Source organism: Streptomyces sp. NBC_00075, assembly GCF_045041225.1.
GTDB classification, from domain to species: Bacteria; Actinomycetota; Actinomycetes; order Streptomycetales; family Streptomycetaceae; genus Streptomyces; species Streptomyces adonidis.
Window position 1 is genome coordinate 5,146,823 of record NZ_CP108243.1, and the last position, 22,079, is coordinate 5,168,901.

Sequence of the window (22,079 nt, forward strand, 5' to 3'; positions counted from 1 at the left end):
GTCTGCGTCTGGCGGTGTCGACGGTTGGACCACTCACGTGGCGGGACGCCCAGCATCGCTCTGCCGGTCAGCGCGAGCGCGAAGACGGTGCGCACACTGCCCGTCGTGCAGTGGGTGACGTCGCTCCACAGGGCCCGTGAGATCCCGAAGCCGGTGAGTCTCGCGACGCCTTCGCCGGTGACGATGATGTTCTCCGGAGTCACATCGCCGTGCAGCACGCCCTCGTGGTGGGACTTCGCCAGCGCGGCCGCGATCTGGCAGCCGATCGACCCGGCCTCCTCAGGCGTGAGCGGGCCACGCTCCGTCACGATCTGGGCGAGGCTGCGCGAGGAGACGTACGTCGTCCAGGCGTGCGCACTTGACCGCGACCCGCCGTTCGAGCCGCTCTTCCCAGGCCAGCCAGACGACGCCCATCCCACCGCTGCCGGTGTTGCCACCCCGGTCCTGATCCGAGCACTCACTCTCCACGAAACGCCTCCTACTCGGACCTGAAAGGCCCTGACACCGCCTTGGAGAATCGTTCGGTGCATGAATACAAATCCTGGAAATCGCCCGCGAAGCAGGGAAATTAATTCCCGAACCCGCACCTCGGCCAGGTTGCTCTCGCACCACGCTCACGAGGGCCGTCGGCCCGCCGTCAAGCCAGGCGAACAGCAGCAGCATTCAGCCCATTAATCATTTGTACAGCTATCACAAAGGGCTCTTCCATTTCAGCTACCTCACCCGGAGAGGCAAGAAACCGGAGTACTTTTCTGCGTAATACGCCACCCGCAGAATCAGGCGATTCTGCGCGGCCGAGAATCGCCAAGATCATCCTCTCAAAGGAGTTGGCCCCTCGATGACGCTGAATATCCAAGACGCGCCTGCGCGGCGCACGATGTCGATGTGGATCACGGCGGTGACGGCCGTGGTGATCGCCGCTGTCGTGATCGCTCTGACGCCGACACGCGCAAATGCCATTGCCACCCCCGTACCGATCGGTACGACGCTGGCCACTTACGGAGTACTGGGTGGGGCGACGGTCACCAACACCGGCCCCACGGTGGTCGAAGGTCTCAACGTCGGTGTGAGCCCCGGTACAGAAATCGTCGGGTTCACAGGACCCCCGGCGGGCACCGTGACCCCGCCCGGGACTCTGCACGCTGCCGATGCCCACGCGGGCCAGGCCAAGATCGAGCTGACCACGGCGTACAACCAGGCCGCCGGACAGTCGCTGGACCCCGTGGTGTACAACGACGCTCCCCACGAGTTCGGCGGCCAGGTGCTGACGCCGGGCCTCTACAGGGCGAACAGCAGCGCACAGATCACCGGCACACTCACCCTGGACGCCCTGGGAAACCCCAATGCCGTCTGGGTGTTCCAGATCGGTTCGACTCTGACGACGGCAGCCGAGAACAGCACGGTGAGCCTGGTCAACGGCGCCTCACCGTGCAATGTGTTCTGGCAGGTGGGCAGTTCGGCCACGCTCGGTACCCACACCTCGTTCGTGGGCACCATCCTGGCCAACACCTCGATCAGCGCCACCACGGGGGCGATCATCAACGGCCGACTGCTTGCCGATGCGGGCGGTACCGGTGACGGCGCCGTGACGCTGGACACGAACAGGATCTTCCTGGGCCCGTGCGCGACCGGCGGGACCACGGGCGGGCTGGTCAGCGGCGGTGTCATCGCCGGGGCCACGACCACGGGCACCACGGGCAGCACCACCGTCGGCGCCATCGGCGGCGTGCCGACGGGCGGCGGAACCGGCGGCACCCCGGGTGGCCTCCTCGGCGGCGTCCTGACGTCGGGCGGCACCACGGGCGGAGTGCTCGGCGGCCTGGTCGCCGGCACCACGACAAGCGGGACCACTGGCGCCACCATCGGAGGCGTCAACGGCGGCGCGAACGGCGGCGGCAACGGCGGACCCGGACACGACCACGGCGGGCAGCCGGGCAAGCCCGGTGGCCATGGCCACGGTGGGAAGCCCGGCGAACACGGCGAGCACGGCGGACACGACGAGCACGGCGGACACGACGAGCACGGCGGGAAACCTGACGAGCACGGCGGTTACGACGAGTACGGCAGCAAGCCCGAAGAGCACGGCGGTTACGACGAGCACGACAGCAAGCCCGGCGAAGACGACCACTACGTCGACGCTCGTCACTGAGTCGTACATGCGTCCCTGAGGGGACGGACGGCGCCCGGCGCGCGGCGGATCGTTGTCGATTCCGCCGCACGCCGCCGCCGAAAGCTCGGGAGAAGCAGTGAGAGAAGCCGGGATCGAAAGGCCGGGTGGGGCCGTGCCGGATGGCGTTGCGTCGACGGATGCGGACGTATCCGCGGACGTACCTTCGGACGAATTCACGCAGAAATCCACGCGGGAATCCACGCGGGAACCGACGGAAGAATCCGAGGAGAGACCCACGGAACAATCGGAGCCTCCGCCGGTCCTCCTGAGAGCGGCGACGAGTGCTGCCGTGTTCCTCTGCCTGACGACAGTCCTGGTCCATGTGCTCCTGGTGTTCCTGCACGTGGCACCCCCGAATCCGCTCTCCCAGCAGTACAGCCGCCAGGTCAACGCGTGGGTCTTCCCGCTGTTCGAGCAGAACTGGCGGCTCTTCGCCCCGGACCCGGAGTCCGTCAACCGGCAGATCTCAGCGAGAACCACGCACACCGCGCCGGACGGCACCGTGCAGGTGAGCGGCTGGTTCGAGCTGACCGCCGTGGACAGTTCCGCGGTGAAGCACAACGTCTTCCCGAGTCATACGGCGCAGAACATGCTGCGCCGGGCCTGGAGTTCGTACCTCGAACACCACGGCGGCGACGACCGGCCGCGCTCGCAGCGGGCGTTGATGATTCAGCGGTACCTGACCAACATCGCGTCGGAGCGCGTCGCCGGGCGCCGTGGCGGGAGCTTCGAGGCCATCCAGCTACGGGTGGTCACCGTGCCCATCGCCGCGCCCGCCCCGGCGGGCGGCACGGGCGTGGCCGCGGTCGCGCCAGGAGCGGCCGACACGCGGTATCTGCCCTGGTGGAAGGTGGAGGCGGACTCCCATGGAAACTGAGCCGGCACCCGTACGGCACCCTCGTACCGCCGAGAGGGCCGGGGCGGGCGGGCCGCACCGCGCACCCGACCGTGTTCATGCGGCCCTCGGCGTCCTGACCGAGCGGCCGGTCTCCCTGTACGCCGCGGCGGTCCTGCGCATCGGATACGGATTGCTCTACCTCGTCTTCCTGCTCCGCGAGTTTCCGCACCGCGACGAGATCTGGGGTCCGGGATCACCGTGGACGCCGGAGCTGGCGCGGCAGCTGTTCGACCAGACGGGATGGGTGGGCATCCTCACCCTGTCCGACAACCGGGCCTACTTCGAGGCCTGTTACGCGCTGGCCCTCGCCGCGTCGGCGCTGTTCGCCCTCGGCTGGCGGACCAGAGCGGTGTCCGTGCTGTTCGCGGTCGTGGTCGCGTCGTTCCACGGCAGGGCGATCTTCATGACCGACGGCGGAGACAACCTCATCCTCCTCATGGCCGTCTACCTCGTCCTCACCGCATGCGGCCGTCGCTGGTCCCTGGACGCACGCAGAACCCGGCTTCGGGCGGGCGCGGATGCTGAGGCGCGCCTGCCGGTGGACCGGCCGGCGGGCGGGCTCGGGCAGCACCTCCGCGCCTCCCGGCGGACGCTGACCGCCGTACTGCACAACTGCGGGATGTTCGTCATCGCGGCCCAGGTCTGCTTCCTCTACGGATCCGCGGGTCTGTACAAGGTGCAGGGCGGATCCTGGGGCAACGGGACCGCCCTCCACTACGTCCTGAACCTCGACCTGTTCCGGCCCTGGCCCGAACTCTCCCTCATGGCGGACGAGCACGACCTGCTGATCGCCCTCGCCTGCTACCTGACGGTGCTGTTGCAGGTCGCCTTCCCGTTCGTCCTGTTCGGGCGGCTCAAGTACCCGGTCCTGACCATGCTGTTGGGCATGCACCTGGGTATCGGGGTACTCATGGGACTGCCCCTCTTCTCCGGCGCGATGATCATCGCCGACGCCGTCTTCCTTCCGGACCGCTTCTACCTGGCTCTGGGACGGCTGTGGCGCCGCACCGTGCGAGGAGCAGGTTCCGGAAGGACTGCGGACGCGTCCCGGACACCCCGCGCACGGGTACCCGCACAGAGCGAACCGGTTGGCTGAGGCCACGCCGACCCGCGCTGGGGTTCGCTCTCCCGTGCTCAGGCCGTTCCGCGCGGCCTGACCAACCCGCTCTCGTACGCCAGGATCGTCGCCTGGACCCGGTCCCGCAGGCCCAGTTTGGTCAGCAGGGCGTTGACGTGGGTCTTCACCGTGCCCGTGGTCACTCCGAGGGCGGTGGCGATCTCCGCGTTCGTCAGGCCCGAGGCGATGTGCAGCAGGACGTCGTTCTCGCGGGGTGTGAGGGAGGACAACTCGCCTGTCACCGACGGTGGTTGCGGGGCACCCTGGGCGAAGGTGTCGATGAGGCGGCGGGTCACGGTCGGGGCCAGGATGCCCTCGCCGGTGGCGACCACGCGGATCGCGGACAGCAGGTCCTCGGGGAGGGCGTCCTTGAGCAGGAACCCGGAGGCCCCGGCGCGCAACGCCTCGTACACGTAGGCGTCCAGGTCGAAGGTGGTCAGGACCAGGACGCGGGGGCAGGGCTCCTGCGCGGTGATGAGACGGGTCGCGGTGAGGCCGTCCATGCCGGGCATACGGATGTCCATCAGGACCAGGTCGGGCGCCGTGGCCGCGGCGAGTTCCACCGCCGACGCCCCGTCACCGGCCTCGGCGACCACCGTCAGATCGGGTTCGGCGTCCACGATGGCGGCGAATCCTGCGCGGACCACCGCCTGGTCGTCGACGACCATCACACGGGTGGTGATGACGGGAACACCTCCTGGACGGGCTCCCGCGGACTCGGGCGCGTCGACAGCAACACCCGTACCGTACCGGTCTGTTCGAAGGTGACGCTGCCTGTTCCCGTCCCCACCTGCACCTTCAGGCGTTCCGCCACGGGGCCGGTCACGGCCGCCGGTACGCCCGTCACCGTGACGCGCAGGGTGTTCCGCCGTCGGCGCAGCGTGACCCGTACCGGGCCCCGGCCCCCCGCGTCGAGCGCCGCCTCGACCATCCGGTACGCCGACCGGGTCACGGAGGGCGGCAGGTTTCGCGCGGCCCTCGGCAGGCCCCGCAGCGTGACGTCCCGGCCGGCGGCGCGCATCGACCGGCACAGCGCGTCGAGGTCCGCCGCCGTGGGCGCCGGAGCAGGCCCCGGCCCGGGAGCCTCCTCCGGTTTCCCCAGGCTGTGGAGAAGTTCGCGCATGGCGGCCAGAGCCGCACGGGCACCGGCGGCGACCTCCTCCAGCCGTCCCTGCCTGGCCTGTTCGACCAGTGCCGTCGTGGGGTGCAGGACGGCGTCGTGCAACTTCGCCGCCAGCCGGTGCCGTTCGGCGTCCGCGGCCCGTTCCGCGTGCCACAGGGTGCCGGCCAGCGCGTAGTCGTCCCAGGCGAGGATGCGCAGGCGACGGCGCCTTACGGCGAGTCCGGCGCCCCACAGGGCGGCGAACACGGCGGCGAACAGCACGGTCAGCGGGATGAACATCACCAGGGCGACGGGCCATATCGAGGTCTCGTCCATCAGCCTGCCGTCCGCGCCCGCCGTCGCGACGAGGGTTCCGGAGAGCGAGACCGCCGCCGCGCACCACGCGGGCCAGGTGCGGGCGGCTCCCCGGCCGTAGACCGCGACGGCGTACACCGCGAGCAGTTCCGCGAGCGCTCCGCCGGCGAAGAACTCGGACACCCGGGACGGCAGGCCGGCCACGGCGACCGCCACCGGCCACAGCCACGATGTGGCCAGCACGCCGAGGAACGCCGGCCACGGAGCGCGCCGCCGCCACAGCAGCGGCACCGCGTGCGCGGTCAGCAGCGCGGCCACGAGGAGCAGGTCCGGGAGGGTGGCGCGCAGGCTCGTGGCCGTCCACTCCTCCATCGTGACCAGGGCGAACACCAGGGGGAGGAGCGTCGCCGTCAGCACCAGTGCGGGGTCGGCCAGTCGCTGTTCCCGCAGCACGTCGCGCCCGCCCGCGCCCTCGGGTGCGCCCCACGGCCCCGTGACGTCGGGCAGCGTGGCCCGCACCCGCCAGCCACCGCCGGGTGCGGGGCCGGCCGTCAGTTCCCCGCCCACGGCCGCCGCCCGCTCCTTCATCCCCGCGACACCGCGCCCCGACCCCAGACCGGCCACGCCGCCGACACCGTCCGGCACCGCGCCGCGCGGGGGCGCGTTGTCGACGGTGAGTTCCAGTACGCCCTCCCCGCGCACGACGCTCACGTGCGCCGCCGAACCCGGGGCGTACCGCAGGGCGTTGGTCAGGGCCTCGCGGACGATCCCGTGGACCGCCTCGGCCGCCGGACCGGCCAGGTCGGCGGGGAGTACGGCGTCGATCGGACGGCCCAACCGGCCGAATCCGGCGATGAGTTCCTCGATACGGGCGGTCATCGGGCGCGGATCCGGGCGGTCCGCGTCGCGCAGCAGGCCTACGAGCCGTCGCAGCGCCGTCAGGGTCTCGGTGCCGGTGCGCTCGGCGAACGTCAGCGCCTCGGCCGTCAACTCCGGCCTGCTGTCGCCGAGTCGGCGTGCGGCGTCGGCCGTGATGACGACGGAGGTGAGGTGATGGGCGCTCACGTCGTGCAACTCGCGGGCCAGCCGCTGCCGTTCGGTGTCGCCCGCCCGCCGCCGGGTCTCCTCCGCGCCGGCCAGCCGCCCGGCCGCGAGCGAGCGCCCCTTGAGCCACTGCCGCCGCGCCTCACCGAGCCCCACGCACACGGCGTACACGAGCGCGCCGAGCACCAACTCCGCGGCGAGCGCGGGCCGGACCCCGAGGTGGACGAGGGAGAGGAGCCACTCGACGCCCACGGCGGCGGCGAGCGCGCGTACGGTCACGGGGACCGGGCAGCGGACCGCGACCGAGTACAGCGCGATCGGCGTACCCAACCCGAAGTAGCCGTCCTGCCAGGCCAGTTGACCCACGAAGAGGGCGCCGAGGGACCAGGCGAGGGCCCGGACCGGTGTCTGTCGTCGCCGGCCCAGCGCGGCCGTCTCGGCGGCCACCGCGCCCAGGACGGCGACAAGTGCCGCCGCCCCGGGCACCTCCGCGCCGACCAGGCCGGCTCCGGGCCACAGCCAGGCGAGCTGTCCGGTCGCGAGCAGCGCGGGGAGCAGCCAGTTGCGTATCGTCGTCTCCATCTCGGCACGAGCGTAGGACCAGGGCGCTACGGCCGACACGGGACCCGGGTGCCAGGTCGCTCTCCACCCGCCTCTACCCTCCGACAGAGGCGGCGTTCGTGCCGGCGGCGGATGTGGGTGCCCGCGCCCACGGAGAGGCTTGTCCCCATGACGAACCCCCTCCCCGAACTGCTCCCCTACCACCGCATGGCACGCGTCTCGGTACGCCATCGATGGTGGCGGCCCGTGCTGGGCACCGGGTTCGTGGCCGTGGCGTGTGTGGTCGTGGCCGGGCTGCTGTACGGCATCGGCTCCGTCCTGGGGTCGGCCAAGGGGTATCCCGAAGGTCCCGACGGGACCGTCGAGTTCGGCCCCGTCACCGGCACGGCCCTCGATCTGCTGGCGATCGCCTCCGCCCTGCCCGTCGTGCTGCTCGCGGTGCTCTGGATCGGCCGCCGCCCGGCGGGCACCGTCTCGTCCGTGACGGGCGGACTGCGGTGGCGCTGGCTGGGGTGGTGCGTGCTGGCGGCCCTGCCGGTCCTCGCCGTGACCACCGGAGCCATGTTCCTCCTGCCCATGGACGATGCCGAGCCGGCGCGGTGGGCGGGCTGGGAGGTCTTCGGTCCGGCCCTCGCCATGCTGGTCGTCCTGGTGCCGCTTCAGGCCGCCGCCGAGGAGTACGTCTTCCGCGGCTGGCTCACACAGGCGGTCGGCGGTTTCCTGCGCTCCCCCTGGTGGGCGCTCGTGCCGCAGGCCGTCCTGTTCGGCGCCGCCCACGGCTGGGGCACCCCGTGGGGCTTCGCCGATCTGGTCGTGTTCGCGATGGTCGCGGGCTGGCTCACCGTACGTACGGGTGGACTGGAGGCGGCGATCGGGCTGCACGCCGTGAGCAACCTGCTGGCGTTCGGCGTCTCGGCCGCCGTCGTGGACGGCCTCAAGACCGACGACACGGCTGCGGACGCGCCCTGGCAGGTCGTGGCCGTCGACCTGACCGGCATCGCCCTGTACACGGCAGCCGTCCTCTGGCTGGCCCACCGCCGCACGCCGACCCGCACCGTCCCCGCGCCGGCACCGGTCCCACCGCCGCTGCCCTTCTCGGCCGCGCATCCCCAATCCCCCGCCGCGTACGCCCAGTTCCCCTCGGCGCACCCCCAGTTCCCCGCAGGTCACGCCCCTCTCCCCTACGTCCCGGGCCCGGCTCCCCACGGCGGCCGCACGAACGCGCGGGACCTGCCGCCGGGGGCGACTCCCACCGCACCCCCACCCGGCGACACCACCCGGCCCCCGCACTGACGGCGTACGGCCCTATCCCCCACGTCCCAGACGTCCCAGACGTCCCAGTGCCCGGTTCCCCCGGCGGCCACACAGACGCGCCGGATCTACCGACGGGGACGACAACTCTCGCCGCACCCCCGCCCGGTGACTCCACCCGGCCCCCGCGCTGACGGCGTGCTGGCGGCGTGCTGGCGGCGCGGAGCCCGTTCCCCCGTTGTCCGGGAACCACCCCGGGATTGTCCTTGATCGGTAACGGACGCATCCTCCGGCCTCCGTTCCTCGTCCTGCCAGTTGGTCGCGAAGTGACCAAGGAATCGGCGTGGAACTGCGGGAGAGCGGGGCGGACATGGCACGGCACAGCGGCGGGCGTGGCTGGTACGGCAAGGTGCTCGGCGCGGCGCTCGGGGTGACGCTGCTCGCCACCGGTGCCTCGATGTGGACCGCGCAGGCCGGAGCCGTCGGCGACGCGTCGCCGAAGGTGACCTCGGCCAAGCCGGCCACCGCCGTCAAGCCGGTCGCGGTGACCATCGCGCACGCCTCGGACGCGGGTGCGCGCGGCGTCAACATCACCATCGACGACGGCCCCGACCCCGAGTGGACGCCCCAAGTCCTCGACGTACTGCGGGAGTACGGCGTGAAGGCCACGTTCTGCATGGTGGGGACGCAGGCGCAGGCCCACCCGGACCTCGTGAAGCAGGTCGTCGCGGCCGGGCACCGCCTGTGCGACCACTCGGTGTCCCACGACACCACCATGGACAAGAAGTCCGAGGCCTACCAGTCGCAGCAGATCCTCGACGCCGAACGCATGATCACCGAGGCCTCCGGCGGCGTACGGCCGATGTACTACCGGGCGCCCGGCGGCGCCTTCACCCCCTACAGCCGCAAGCTGGCCGCCTCCCGGGGCATGCGCCCGCTGGGCTGGAACGTGGACACCAAGGACTTCGAACTCCCGGGCGCGGACGCCATCGTCGCCACCGTCGAGCGCGAGCTGCCCAACGGGCCGACGCTCCTCTTCCACGACGCCGGAGGCGACCGTTCGGAGACCGTCGAGGCCCTGCGCCGGGTCCTCCCCCAGCTCAAGGCCGAGGGCTACGCCTTCGGCTTCCCGGTGCGCTGAACCCCCGGCTCACTGCCACCTGGTGTCACGGGCGATGGGGGACAGCGAGGACCGTGTCTGGATCTTCTCCGTCGAGAACCCGTACGTGTCGAAGACCGTCCGGTCCGCGATCCAGCGGTAGCCGTACCACGCGTCCCAGATGTAGGTCCGCAGGCTGCCGCTCGTCCTGGCCATGAACGCGTCGGCGAACTCGCGGGCCTCGTCCCACCCGCAGTCCGCGAAGACACCTCCGCTGACGGTGGCGACCCCACGATAGTCGTCGTCCCAGAGGTTGAAATAGACGGTCGCGTCGGGGATGTAGTAGAGGCGGCTGCCGGGGCCGACCAGGTACACCCGGTCGTGGGTGGCCGTCTTGAACCGCTGCCCCGGCGCCGGGCAGTTGGCGGCCGTGGACGTCGAGGACGACGAGGACGCGGGGGTGTCCGGTGGCGATGTCGCCGGCCGGCTGTCGACCGCCTGCACCAGGGCAGGACCCGTCGCTGTGGAAGAGGCGGAAGAGGCGGTGGGGGCCGGAGAGGCGGCCCGGTCGCAGTTCGGCCAGTCCCCGAAGTTCTGCGCGCGGCTCCACAGGCGGTGGGCGGCCTGGATGTTCCACTCCGGGTCCAGCGCGTCGCGAGGTGTGCCGCCGAGTTGCCGCAGCGTGGCATCGGAGATCTGGAAGACGCCCCAGTTCCGGGTGGTGTCGGTGTTCGGCAGGACGTGCAGCGGATCGAGGAACGACTGGCAGTCCGCGATGGCGACCGCACGGTCGGGTTCTTCGCCGAACACCTCGCGGATCCGCAGGCGCACCTTGTCGGGCGACCAGGTGTCCATGCGGGTCTTCGACGCGTAGAGCGCCTTCTTCGTCTCGTCGCCGACCACCCCGGTGACACCGACGCCGGACAGCACCTGGAAGGCGGTCACCCGGCGCAGGGTCACCGGGCCGAACTCGCCGTCGACGTCCAACTCGGCCCCGGCCCGGGCGAGGAGCCGCTGCATCTCCCGTACGCAGGCACCGCGCTGCCCCATGGTCACCGGCCCGGCGCACGCCGCCGAGAACAGCGGACGGTCCTCGTCGTCGGAGGATCCGCCGCCGGACCCGGCCGTGAGCCCCCATGCCGTCGCCCCCAACGCGAGGGACAGCACGATCACGACGAGAGCCGATGATCTCCTGCGGTGCCAGGGCGGGCGGGGGGTGGGTACGGCGGGCAGGGCGCGGGTGGGTATGGAGGCGTCCGGGTCCGGGGCCGGGTCCAGGGCTGGGGCCGATCCGTGGGGCCCGTCCTGGGCGACGTCTTGATCGGCAGCCCGGTCGACAGCCCGGTCCCCCACACCCCCGTCGGCAGCCCGGTCGGCACGACGACCGTCTCCCCGGCCGTCCCGCCCCCGCCCCCGCTCCGTGTCCGTCCCGCGTCCCGGATCCCGTGCGGCGTCCGCCAGGGCCCAGAGCCGGTGTAATCGGCGCAGTTCCTCCGGTGACGCCCCGCAGGCCGTGGCGAACCGGTGCGCCGACCCGTAGTCCTGGGGAACGTACGAGCCGGAGCAGTACCGGTGCAGGCTGGATCCACTGATGCCGGTCTTCCCTGCCAGCGCCTCGTAACTGAGGCCCGCCCGTTCCTTGAGCGCCCGCAGACAAGCCGCGAACTCGTCGAACTCCACGGGCTGCGATCCCATTACGTCCTGCCCCCTTGACCCCAACCGTCATGCCGCGCCGCTGCCCCGTCCCACCGGCGTCCCAGCAGACCCCCGAAGTGCAAGGTCACCACGTGTCTCGGAGTCCCAGCATCCCACCGGACGCCGATTCGTTGCCAGGCGCCGGAGCGTCCTGCCAGCGTCGGCACGGCCCGGGCACGGCACCGGCTCTCCGGTCCCGTCCGACACGGGGGTATCGGTCGGCGACGGGGGCCGGACCGCGCCCGGGCAACTTCGCACACACACCTGTGGGCACAGCAGCACCAAGCCGACCACAAGGGGAAGCATGCTCGTACGTGTTTTGAGCCATCCAAGTCGTGAGCCATCCGTGTCCTGAGTCGTCCCTGACAGTCACACCTCTGTCAACTACCCTGGCCCCAGGAGGAGTTGCGCGTCTCACCAGGGAGCACGAGATGTCGGGGGAATCCGCGAGGCCCGGGGTCCGACAACGTTGTTCGATGCTGGTCACGGCGGCCCGGGCAGGGCTGCGGCCGACCGGCAACCGCGTCACCGGCTACCTGGCGATCGGCGCGGTCGGCGCGCTCGTCGCCACCTCGCTCGCCGTCGGAGCCGGTACGGCCGACACCCGGCCCGGGCTCGCCGACATCGGTGCCTGGCTGGCCAGCAGCGGGAAGGGCGAGGTCGCTCACGCCCATGGGCTGACCGGCGCGGTGGACGGCAAGGCCGTGCTGCCGGCCGGGATGGCGGGCCACCCGCTCTCGATCGCGCAGAACGGCGACACGACCCTCGTGCTGGACGAACGTACCGGCCGGGTCGTACGGATCGACTCCGCCCAGCTGACCGCCGAACAGTCGGCGGACTACGGCACGGCCGGGCTGCAACTGGCCGCAGGCGGCGCGTACGCGTACGTCCTCGACCCCGCGAAGGGCACCGTCCAGCGGATCGACCCGGCGCTGACGACGCCCGAGAGCCCGCCCGTCGAACTGGGCGGGAAGCCGGGAGCCGCCGTGGTGGACGGGCAGGGCACGCTGTGGGTGCCGTTGCCTGACCAGGGCACGGTGGTGCCGTTCGTCAAGGGCAGGAAGGGCACGGCGGTCGAGGTCGCCGACGCGGGCCACGATCTGGCGCTGACCGTGGCCGACGGCCGCCCCGTGGTGACCGACAAAACCGCCGCAGCGATGAAGGTGCTGACGGTCAGGGGCGTGCAGGGCACCTTCGAACTCGGCGGCGCGCCAGCAGGGGCGGACCCGGCGGCCGGTCTCCAGGTGCCGACCGGCACCGACGGTTCCGTGGTGCCGGTGCTGGACACCGACAGCGGGGATCTGGTGGTCGTCGACGTCCGCAGCAGACACACCCTGCGCGCCCGTGTACCCGTACAGGGCCAGGAGTTGGGGGCACCCCAACTGCTCGGCAAGCGGGTCTACTTACCGGACGAGTCCACCGGCAGGCTGCTGGTGTACGACACGTCCCTCTCCGCGCTCGGCGAACCGGTACCGATCACCGACGGGCCGGGCGAACTCGAACTCTTCGTCCGCGACGGCCTGTTGTGGGTGAACGACCAGGACGGTGCCGCCGCAGCGGTGATCGACGCCGACGGCGAGGTCAGGCACATCGGCAAGTACGAGACGGACGTGCCGTCCGCCCGCAAGCCCGGGGAGAGGCCGGTCGAGGACAGCGTCCCGACGAGCGTCCCCGCCGCACAGCTGCCGCCCGGGGCGCCCGCTCCGGGCGTGACGGTGACGGCCCCGGGCGCGACCGTCACCCCGTCGAACGGCACGTCGGTCCCGGCACCGGTGCCGGGACAGCCCGGACCGACGGAGACGGGGCCCTCGCCCTCGGCGCCGCCCGTCCAGGAGCCCGGGGCCCCGGGAGCACCGCAGTCGGAGTCGCTGTCGGGCGCCATCCGGATCACCTTCGCCGAGGCGCTGGGCGCGACTCCGCAGCGCTATGTCCTCAAGGGCGCGACACCGGACCAGACCGTGACCCCGGCCGAGATCGGCCCCGACGGCCCGTTCGCCTTCGAGGTCGAGGGCGGGTCGTGCGAGGAGCAGTACAGCTTCACGGTGGTCGCGGAGTACGACGGGGGCAGGCCGGGCAAGGAGTCCGCGCCCTCGGCACTCGCGCGGCCGTGCATCGCGCCGGGGGCACCACGGGAGTTCACCGTGACTCCCGCCCAGGGCGGCCACGGCGGCACGGTGAGCTGGCAGCCGCCGCAGGACATCGGTGGCACGGTGACGTACGCCGTCAGCGGGCCCGACGGGACGGTGGAGACCGAGGAAACCAGTCACACGTACGCGAATCTGGAGAACGGCTACGCCCATGTGGTGTCGGTGACGGCGCGCAACGCCGCCGGGGCGGGCGGCGCGGCGGTCGGGACGCTCGACCTGATCCCACGTCCTCAGAAGATGAACATCGTGAACAACCAGAACAACAGTGCCACCGTCGGGATCCGTACGAAGCCCACCACCCAGGAAGGCGAACGGGCAGGCAGCATCCCCGGCAAGACAAGCCCCGAGGTCACCGTCACCTGCTACACGCAGGGCGAGGAACTCACCCAGCTCGGTGAGACGACCAACATCTGGGCTCGCATCACCTACCTGGGCATGAGCGGATACACGTTCGACGTCTACGTCCACGCCCGGTTCAACCCCGACGTCTGGGAATGTAAATGACCTCTCCCCCCACCCACAGCACCGACAGCACCGCCCGCCTGGCCAAGTGCTTCCACGCCCTCGCCGACAACGTCGAGCGGGTCGTCAAGGGCAAGCGCGACACCGTCGAACTCGCCCTGATCTGCCTGTTCGCCGAAGGGCATCTCCTCATCGAAGATGTGCCCGGCACCGGCAAGACCACCCTCGCCCGTTGCCTCGCCGCCTCCATCGAGGCGGACTTCGCGCGGGTGCAGTTCACCCCGGACCTGCTGCCGTCCGACATCACCGGCGTCACCGTCTACCGGCAGAACACCGGCACCTTCGAGTTCCTCCCCGGCCCGGTCTTCGCCAACATCGTGCTCGGCGACGAGATCAACCGCGCCTCCCCCAAGACCCAGTCCGCCCTGCTGGAAGTGATGGAGGAGCGCCGGGTCACCGCCGACGGCACCGCCCACCCGGTGCCCCGCCCGTTCATGGTGCTCGCCACCCAGAACCCGGTCGACATGGGCGGCACCTACCCGCTGCCCGAGGCCCAGCTCGACCGCTTCCTGATGCGGATCACCGTCGGCTACCCCGACCACGCCTCCGAGGTCGCGATCCTGACCGGAACCCCAACAGCCCCCACCCCCGAGTCGCTGACCCCCGTCACCACCGCCCACGAGATAGCCGAACTCATCGCGTCCGCCGACGAAGTGCAGGTGGCCGACGCGCTGTACGACTACCTGGTGCGGGTGGTGGCGGCGACCCGCGCCCTCCCCGACGTACGCCTCGGCGCCTCGCCGCGCGGCTCCGTGGCCCTGCTGCGCGCGGTCCGGGTGCGGGCGGCCTCGCAGTCCCGGCCGTACGCCTTCCCCGAGGACGTCAAGGCGCTGGCCGGGCCCGTCCTCGCGCACCGGCTGATCCTCACCCCGGAGGCCGAACTGAGCGGCCGTACCGGCACGGACGTGATCGACGAGGTGCTGGCCACCGTCCGGCTGGACAGCGGGGCACGCGTCTGATGCTGTCGGCCACCGGGTGGGGCACGCTGGCCGCGGGCGTCGTACTCACGGCGACCGGTTACGCGTTCGGGTACGGCGAGGCCGCGGCGCTGGGTGTCACCTGCCTGCTCGCCGTCGCCGTGGCCGTCCTGTGGGCGCTGCCCGCGCCCGCGCTGGACGCCGAGCGGCGAACCGCGCCGAGCCGGGTGGTCCGGGGTTACCACGCCGAGGCCGTCGTCACGCTCACCAACACGGGCGACCGCACGCGGCGGGGCCTGCGCGCCCTCGACCGGTGCGGTGACCGGGACATCGCCGTCGACGTGCCGCCGCTGCGCCCGGGCACGTCCCACGAGTTGCGGTACGCGCTGCCCACCGCCCGCCGTGGCCGCGTCCCGGTGGGACCGCTGCGACTGGAACGCACCGACCCCCTCGGGCTGGCCCGCCGTATGCGCCCGTACGGCGACGCGGACACGCTGCTCGTACGGCCCCGGATCTGCCCGCTGCCCGTGCTGCCGTCCGGGCGGGCGCACCATGTGGAGGGGCCGGCCTCCGACACCGCCGACGACGGCTCGCTCACCTTCCACGCGCTGCGCGAGTACGTGCTCGGCGACGACCTGCGAAGGGTCCACTGGCGGTCGACGGCCCGCACCGGCACGCTGATGGTCCGCCAGATGGTCGACGTCTCCCTCCCGCACACCACCCTCATGCTCGACACGCGGCAACGCGCCCACGCCTCGGAGGACGACTTCGAGCTGGCCGTGGACTGCGCGGCCTCCGTCGCGTACGCGGCCGCCCGCTCCCACTTCCCCGTGCACCTGGTCGGCGCGGCCGGACCGCTCCTGCACACCGAGGGCTCGGGCGACGACGGCGAGGCGCTCCTGGACGCGCTGGCCGTCGTACACCGCGCGGACCTGACGTCCGTGACCGCCGCCTTCGACGGCCTGGAACACCACCGCGGAGGCGGAACCCTGATCGTCGTCACCGGCACCGGTGACACCCGGGGCCTCGGCACAGCCGACCGGGTACGCCACCGCTTCGACCGCGTGACCGTGCTGCGCGTCGGCACGGAGGACGCGGCCACGCACGAGACGTCCGGCCCCGGTACCGACGTACCGCAGATGCGCGTCACGTCCCTGGAGGACCTGGTGACCGGATGGCGCCGGGAGGCCGTCCGATGAGCACCGTCACCGCCGTCCGCGACACACCGGACAGCGGCGCCGAGGACGCGGCCACGGGCGAAGGCGTCGGCCCCGGCACCGACGTACCGCAGACGCACGTCGCGCCACCGGAGGACCCGATGGCCGGATGCCGCCGGGAGGCCGTCCGATGAGCACCGTCACCGCAGTCCGCGACACACCGGACAGCGGCGCCGAGGACGCGGCCACGGGCGAAGGCGTCGGCCCCGGCACCGACGTACCGCAGACGCACGTCGCGCCACCGGAGGACCCGATGGCCGGATGCCGCCGGGAGGCCGTCCGATGAGCACCATCACCGCAGTCCGTGGCACCCCGGGCCGAAGCGACGTACCGGCCCCGGCCCCGGCGGCGAACCCCACCGCGGACGAGGCCGACCGGGCCCGGCGGCTGTGGTCGTTGTTGCCCGTGGTGGTCATGTCCGGTGCCGCCGGGTACGGATTCGCGCGGGTCTTTCCCGTGTCCGAGCTGCTTCCGGTGGTGGCGGTGGCCGTGTTCGCGCCGGTCGTCCTGTCGGCGGTGCTGTCGGGGCTGCTCCGCCGCCGGACAGAGCCGACAGCGACCGCGCCGCTCTGGCCGTCCGTGCTGCTGACCGGCGTCGCCTGGGCCGTCGTCGTCAGTGCGACGCTGTTCCACGAGGTGAGCGACGGGCTGCCCGGCGGGCCCGCACTGCGGGCCGCGTGGGCCGCGCTGCTCGACGCGCCGCACGCGCTGCTCTCCACCATCCTGCCCGCGCCCGGCGAACCCGAGCTGCTGGTGCTGCCGCACGCCGTCGTGTGGACGGCCGCCGCCGTCTCCGCGGAACTCGCCCTGCGCACCCGCGCCCCGCTGCTCCCGGCCCTCCCGGCGGTCCTCGCCCTCGGCTTCCCGCTGGTGCTCGGCGCGGACGGGCCGGGGTCCGCCTACCCGGCCGCGGGTGCGCTGGCCGGGGCAACTGCCCTGCTGGTGCTGGTGCGTTCGCGGTCCCGGCTGCCGCTGCGCGCCATGGCGGTCCGGCTGCCGGTCGTGGCCGTGCCCGCCCTCGTCGCGGCGCTGCTGGGCCCGCACCTTCCGGGTCTCGGTGCCCCTTACGACCTCGCGGAGACGGTCACGCCGCCGACCGTACGGCCGCAGGCCACCAGCCCGCTGGACCAGGTCGCGGCCTGGATGCGCAACGGCGACGAGAAGGTCTTCACCGTACGGACCTCGGGCACGGCCCCCGGGAACTACCGGCTGGCGGTCCTCGACCGGTACGACGGGACGACCTGGACCAGCGGCGCCGGGCTGACCCGTACCGGTGGCCGGGTCCCGGCAGAGAAGGACGCCGACCCGGGCCGCACCAAAACGCTCGAACAGCGCTTCACCGTGCAGTCGTTGCCCGGCATCTGGCTCCCCGCCGCCGACCGGCCCGCGTCGGTGAGCACGCCCGGCGGCACCTCCCTGTCCGTCGACCCGGACAGCGGCGTGCTCTCCACGGGAGAGACGGTCCCGCCCGGTTTCACCTACACCGCGACCTCGCACCTCCCCGTGTACGACGCCGAGCGGTTGCGGTACGCGACCGCCGCCGACGACCCGGCACGGGTGGCCCTCCCCGCCGTCGACGCGGCCGGGCAGCCGATCGGCTCGGTGCGGTCGTTCCGGAAGATCGCCGAGCAGGTGACCCAGGGCAGCACCCAACCGTACGAGCAGGCCGTGCGGCTCGCCGACTGGCTGCGCACGGCCTACCGGCTCGACCCCGGCGCGCTGCCCGGCCACACCTACCGCAGCCTGGAGTTCTTCCTGGCGGACGGCGGACGCGGTACGTCCGAGCAGTTCGCCGCCTCCTTCGCGGTACTGGCGCGCACCCTGGGCCTGCCCACCCGAGTGGCCGTGGGGTTCCGCCCGGGCACGCAGACCGGCGCCGGCACCTGGCAGGTGCGGGGACAGGACGTACTGGCCTGGCCGGAGGTGGAGTTCACCGGGGTCGGCTGGGTGCCGTTCCATCCGACGCCCGGCGAGGCCGCGCAGGGCGGTTCCGTCGGCGTATCGGCGCAGGAGCCCGAGGAACCTCGGAACGCGGGCCGGGACACCACCGAACCGACGCGGCCGTCGCCCTCTACGTCACCGCGCACGCCGGACACGGCGGCCCCCGCCGCCGGAGGCGGGCCCGGCTCGGGTCCGCCCCTCTGGCTCACCGTCCCGCTCGCGCTGCTCCTCCTCACCACGGCCTATGTGCTGTACGCGCTGTGGCTGCCGTACCGCAGGCGCAGCAGACGGCGCGGCGACCCGGACACGCGGCGCAGGGTCCTCGGCGCCTGGCAGCAGATCATCGAACGCCTCACGGAGATCGGCCTGCCCGCCACGGGAGCACACACGGCGCAGGAGGTCGCCGACTTCGGCGCGGAGCGCATGGGCGGCGCCGTGGGCCGGCGCCTGCCGGCGCTGGCCACCCTGGTCAACGAGGTCGAGTACGCGGGCCGCAGACCTGACGCCGCGACCGCCGACGCAGCCTGGGCGGACTGCGAAGCGGTCGAGGAGACCGTCCGGGACCGCGTCCCGCGCCGCACCCGCCTGCTTCGCCTCCTGCGCTCCGCGGCCCCGGGGCACGGGCGAAGGGCGTGACGGACAGCCCGTCAGCGGCCATCTGCACAGGTCAGACCCTCCTGTGCCCCCTCAGTGGGGGTCGAACAATCGCATCCGCAGGCCAGGGCGGGCGCGGTTGGCCCGGTGATCGCCAGGCCGAGCGGATGGGACGGCCGGTCCGAGCCTCGGCTCCCTGGCCCCCGCACGCGGCCTTTTCTGGCACCCCGCCCCCGGCACCGATCCCGCCGACGACATCTGGTTCCACTACGGCTGCACCGGCACCGGCGTGTGGATCTCGCCCAGGCTCCAAAGGTGGGCCTCGGCTCTGCCAGTCGTTGCGGACCACGTACGGGATCTTGAGACCACGAACAGCCCATGGAAGGCTCATGCCGCATGATCGACGATTTCGCGAAGGACAACCTGCACAGGAGACTGCGGCGGGACCGCGAGGCGCTGCTCTGGAAACTCGACGGCTTGTCCGAATACGACGCCCGCCGGCCTTTGACAGCGACCGGGACCAACCTCCTCGGCCTGGTCAAACACGTGGCCGCCGTCGAGGCCAGGTACTTCGGCGAGGTCTTCGACCGTCCTTCTCCGGAACCGTTGCCCCGGTGGCAGGACTACGACGGCGGCGATCTGTGGGCGGCCGAGGACGAGACCCGCGATCAGATCATCGGGTTCTACCGGCGCACGTGGGAACACTCGGACGCGACGATCAACGAGCTTCCCCTCGACGCCCCCGGCCACGTGCCGTGGTGGCCGGAGCCTTGTCCCAACACGAACCTGTTCGCCGTCATGGTCCACGTCCTCGCCGAGTCCAACCGGCATACCGGCCACGCCGACATCCTGCGCGAGGGCCTCGACGGCCGGACCGGGGTGCGCCCCGAACACGAGCAGCAGATCGACGAAGAAGCCCGTGCGGCCTACCGCGCGAAGATCGAGCAGGCCGCCAGGTCGGCCGCACCAAGAGATCGCGGGTGTGAGCCCGAGGCGGCAGGGCAACCCACTTGAAGTGATCTCACCCTCGAGGGCAGACTCCAGCAGCCGCTTCGTCAGCTGCTGGAGTCTGCCTGCCCTCACCTGTCAGCTACAGGCCCTGGGCCACCGCCTTCGCAGACTGCGGTCCCCCTCGGGCCGTGGATCAGGCGATGACTTCCGCGGTCGTGAGCCAGGAGTCACGGGACGCGTCGTACACGTCGATGTAGACGTAGGTCCCCTCAGCGATGCCCAGGTCGACGATCTTGTAGTCGATCACGCTGCTCGTGCCGGTCGGCTGGACCAGGCCGGTCGAGTGGTAGGCGCCGCTCCCGTCGAACCACCATGCTTCCGCGTAGATGCCGTCGCCGTCGTTCTTGGTGTCGTACACCCAGAGCTTCTCGGCGTAGGGGTGGAACTCCACCTTGGCGATGTACGAGCCGCCGTAGTACAGATTGACCTTGGCCGCGTAACCTCCGGCGTCCTTCTCGAAGTACGTGCCGTCGAACGGATCACTGATCGAGCACGGGCAGTTGTCCGTGTCGCGGTAGTTGATGGTGTGCGTCGGCAAAGGCGAGTACGCCTGGGCCGGTGCGACCGCCGTGCCGAGCAGGGCTCCGGTCGCCAGGGCCACCCCCGCGGCGAGTCCCAGCGTCCTCCGCCACACGCGGCCGGCCGATGATGTGGTTGCAGCTGACGAGTCCGCAGCAAAGCCCCTACGAGTGTTCATGGTTGATTTCCTTCTCCTTCATGGGTGAGACCGGGTCGCTCCACCCACGGTGTTGCCGGGTGGGCGCGGCCGTTCCGGATTGGGTCCACACAGGCCGTTGCGCACCGCTTCGCTGCCCGTCGGCCGCTGTAGAGGGCACCGAGGCGGTACGACCGCCCTCAAAGGCTGCTTACGGGGCCACCACGCGACAAGCTGCTGCGGCGAACTGGGATGCTGAGACGCCGTCGGCGTTCCTGACCTGCGCACTCTGTTGCGCGGTGGGACGCTCCTGGGACGCGAATGCCCTCCCGGGCTGTGCACCGGGCCGACGGCCCCTTCGGCCGGGCCCGCCCCGGCCCGCCTCGCGGCCAGGCGGCGCCGAGCGGCCTGCATCCGTACGGCACCGGCGTTCCAGCCGCGGGCCGAACCGGCCAGTCCCCTCCGAGCGGCTTCCTGGCTGCGGCGTCCGGGAGCCGGACTGAGCAACAGCGCCCGCCGGCTCCTCCCGGCAACACCCATCGCCCTGCCGCCGAGCGCCGACTCGGTGGTGCCGCTCTGTCCCGTCGCACTTCCGTCCCGGTACTTGACCCGCCGGGCGGGGAGGTACAGTCTCCATTAATGCGCATTAGGTAATACGCATTAACTGGCGCCTCGGAGGAGAGAGGCCACCTCGGAGGAGAGGAGCCCCCGTGGCACCCAGGAAGCGGCCCGGCCGGACCCCCGCGCCCACCGGACGTACCGCACGGCCACGGCAGGCCGAGGTGGCCCGGCTCGCGGGTGTGTCCCAGGCGACCGTGTCCCTGGTGCTCTCCCCGAAGCCCGACGGCAAGGGCCCTCTCATCTCCGAGGAGACCCGCCGACGGGTCCTGGAGGCGGCCCGCAGCCTCGGTTACGTGCCCGACCCGGCCGCCCGGCGACTGGCCGCCGCCCGCAACAACCTCCTCGGCGTCTTCAGCTTCACCGCCACGTTCCCCACCGATGTGCGGCACTCGTACTACCCCTTCCTGGTCGGCGTGGAGTGCGAGGCGGCGGCGCTCGGCTACGACCTGGTGCTGTTCACCGGGTCGAGCAGTGGCGGTGCGGGGGCCTCGGGTCCCGACGCGCTGGGGCGGGTCCGGCTCGCCGACGGCTGTCTGTTCATGGGGCGGCACACTCCCCGGGCGGAGCTGAAGCGGCTGGTCGAGGACGGCTTTCCGGTCGTCCACCTGGGCCGCCGCGAGGAGTTGGAGGGTGTCGCGTGGGTGGGTGCGGACTATGTCCACGCCACCCGTGAAGTCGTGGGCCATCTCGCCGAGTTGGGGCATCGGCGGATCGTTCTCGTCCGGGAGGACGACGACGCGCCTGCCTCGGCGGATCGTCAACGCGGCTTCCTGGAGGGGCTGGAGGTCGCCGGTCTGCCCTCCGGGCCCGCCGCCGTCTTCCGGTCCGCCGATCCGGAGCGCGACCTCACGCCCGAACGGCTGCGCGCCTGGGCCGACGAAGGAGTGACGGCCTTCGTCGCGGAGGAGACCGACACCGGGGCGGCCTGGCGGAGCCTGCTCTCCGCCGTGCGCGGGGCGGGCCTCGACTGCCCGGCGGACGTGTCCCTCGCCCTGCTCGGCAGCCCGCCCTCGGATCTGGCGAGCGAGCCCGTGCCGACCGGATTCGACATCCCCCGGCCGGAGTTGGGCGCGGCGGCGGTACGGCTGCTGGCCTCGCTCGTGGCCGGTGAGGAGGGGACCCGGGAGCCACTCGTCGGTTGTCCCTTCCGGCCGGGGCCGACCACCGGACCGCCCCCGCCCGCCCGTCCCTGAGCACGGTCC

The 22,079-nt window shown here is 72.2% G+C and carries 17 protein-coding genes and 2 pseudogenes; 14 read left to right on the top strand and 5 right to left on the bottom strand.

The features are described 5' to 3' along the window. Positions 1-173: 173 nt before the first annotated feature. A pseudogene (locus tag OG787_RS22345) lies at positions 174-530 on the bottom strand (protein kinase domain-containing protein); the annotation flags it as partial. 308 nt (positions 531-838) lie between these two features. Between OG787_RS22345 and OG787_RS22350 the strand changes: the two are divergent. From OG787_RS22350 to OG787_RS22360, 3 genes are all read left to right on the top strand, one after another. Continuing rightward, a complete protein-coding gene (locus OG787_RS22350; RefSeq protein WP_405536173.1) occupies positions 839-2,149 on the top strand; it encodes an ice-binding family protein in 1,311 nt (436 codons plus the stop codon). A gap of 310 nt (positions 2,150-2,459) precedes the next feature. Then, positions 2,460-3,047 (top strand): DUF5819 family protein, encoded by a 588-nt coding sequence (locus tag OG787_RS22355; RefSeq protein ID WP_405536174.1) that lies wholly within the window; start codon positions 2,460-2,462, stop codon positions 3,045-3,047. Then, on the top strand, positions 3,037-4,164 hold the full coding sequence (locus OG787_RS22360; RefSeq protein WP_405536175.1) for an HTTM domain-containing protein: 1,128 nt from the start codon (positions 3,037-3,039) through the stop codon (positions 4,162-4,164). The genes OG787_RS22355 and OG787_RS22360 overlap by 11 nt, the downstream gene beginning before the upstream one ends. A gap of 38 nt (positions 4,165-4,202) precedes the next feature. Here OG787_RS22360 and OG787_RS22365 read toward each other — a convergent pair whose 3' ends face one another. Together OG787_RS22365 and OG787_RS22370 are read right to left on the bottom strand one after the other, a co-directional pair. Continuing rightward, positions 4,203-4,868 (bottom strand): response regulator, encoded by a 666-nt coding sequence (locus OG787_RS22365; RefSeq protein ID WP_405540555.1) that lies wholly within the window; start codon positions 4,866-4,868, stop codon positions 4,203-4,205. Continuing rightward, the gene (locus OG787_RS22370; RefSeq protein ID WP_405536176.1) at positions 4,853-7,228 is read right to left on the bottom strand and encodes a histidine kinase; all 2,376 of its coding nucleotides are present in this window, start codon (positions 7,226-7,228) and stop codon (positions 4,853-4,855) included. The genes OG787_RS22365 and OG787_RS22370 overlap by 16 nt, the downstream gene beginning before the upstream one ends. Before the next feature lie 147 nt (positions 7,229-7,375). Between OG787_RS22370 and OG787_RS22375 the strand changes: the two genes are divergently transcribed. Continuing rightward, on the top strand, positions 7,376-8,500 hold the full coding sequence (locus OG787_RS22375; RefSeq protein ID WP_405536177.1) for a CPBP family intramembrane glutamic endopeptidase: 1,125 nt from the start codon (positions 7,376-7,378) through the stop codon (positions 8,498-8,500). 328 nt (positions 8,501-8,828) lie between these two features. Then, positions 8,829-9,599, top strand: a complete 771-nt coding sequence (locus OG787_RS22380) for a polysaccharide deacetylase family protein (protein ID WP_369030334.1) — start codon at positions 8,829-8,831, stop codon at positions 9,597-9,599. Positions 9,600-9,608: 9 nt separating this feature from the next. Here OG787_RS22380 and OG787_RS22385 read toward each other — a convergent pair whose 3' ends face one another. Then, positions 9,609-11,252, bottom strand: coding sequence for a helix-turn-helix domain-containing protein (locus OG787_RS22385; protein ID WP_369030267.1), 1,644 nt, complete (start codon positions 11,250-11,252; stop codon positions 9,609-9,611). Positions 11,253-11,728: 476 nt separating this feature from the next. Here OG787_RS22385 and OG787_RS22390 point away from each other — a divergent pair, with 476 nt between their 5' ends. The 8 genes and pseudogenes from OG787_RS22390 (at position 11,729) to OG787_RS22425 (ending at position 19,604) form a co-directional block, all read left to right on the top strand. After that, a complete protein-coding gene (locus tag OG787_RS22390; protein ID WP_405536178.1) occupies positions 11,729-13,903 on the top strand; it encodes a fibronectin type III domain-containing protein in 2,175 nt (724 codons plus the stop codon). Next, positions 13,900-14,880 (top strand): AAA family ATPase, encoded by a 981-nt coding sequence (locus OG787_RS22395; protein WP_369030265.1) that lies wholly within the window; start codon positions 13,900-13,902, stop codon positions 14,878-14,880. The genes OG787_RS22390 and OG787_RS22395 overlap by 4 nt, the downstream gene beginning before the upstream one ends. Beyond that, the gene (locus OG787_RS22400) at positions 14,880-16,037 is read left to right on the top strand and encodes a DUF58 domain-containing protein (protein ID WP_405536179.1); all 1,158 of its coding nucleotides are present in this window, start codon (positions 14,880-14,882) and stop codon (positions 16,035-16,037) included. Before OG787_RS22395 ends, OG787_RS22400 begins: the two co-directional genes overlap by 1 nt. After that, positions 16,034-16,189, top strand: coding sequence for a hypothetical protein (locus OG787_RS22405; RefSeq protein WP_369030262.1), 156 nt, complete (start codon positions 16,034-16,036; stop codon positions 16,187-16,189). Before OG787_RS22400 ends, OG787_RS22405 begins: the two co-directional genes overlap by 4 nt. Next, positions 16,186-16,341: a hypothetical protein gene (locus tag OG787_RS22410; RefSeq protein ID WP_369030262.1), complete on the top strand. Its 156-nt coding sequence runs from the start codon at positions 16,186-16,188 to the stop codon at positions 16,339-16,341. Before OG787_RS22405 ends, OG787_RS22410 begins: the two co-directional genes overlap by 4 nt. Further along, positions 16,338-18,632, top strand: a complete 2,295-nt coding sequence (locus tag OG787_RS22415; protein ID WP_405536180.1) for a DUF3488 and transglutaminase-like domain-containing protein — start codon at positions 16,338-16,340, stop codon at positions 18,630-18,632. Before OG787_RS22410 ends, OG787_RS22415 begins: the two co-directional genes overlap by 4 nt. 148 nt (positions 18,633-18,780) lie before the next feature. After that, a pseudogene (locus OG787_RS22420) lies at positions 18,781-18,990 on the top strand (hypothetical protein); the annotation flags it as partial. After that, positions 18,987-19,604, top strand: coding sequence for a DinB family protein (locus OG787_RS22425; protein WP_369030260.1), 618 nt, complete (start codon positions 18,987-18,989; stop codon positions 19,602-19,604). The pseudogene OG787_RS22420 and the gene OG787_RS22425, both read left to right, overlap by 4 nt. A gap of 130 nt (positions 19,605-19,734) precedes the next feature. Here the strand turns inward: OG787_RS22425 and OG787_RS22430 are convergent, their stop codons facing one another. After that, a complete protein-coding gene (locus tag OG787_RS22430) occupies positions 19,735-20,298 on the bottom strand; it encodes a hypothetical protein (RefSeq protein ID WP_369030259.1) in 564 nt (187 codons plus the stop codon). Between the two features lie 740 nt (positions 20,299-21,038). Between OG787_RS22430 and OG787_RS22435 the strand changes: the two genes are divergently transcribed. Further along, positions 21,039-22,070: a LacI family DNA-binding transcriptional regulator gene (locus tag OG787_RS22435; protein WP_405540556.1), complete on the top strand. Its 1,032-nt coding sequence runs from the start codon at positions 21,039-21,041 to the stop codon at positions 22,068-22,070. The last annotated feature ends 9 nt before the right edge of the window (positions 22,071-22,079 follow it).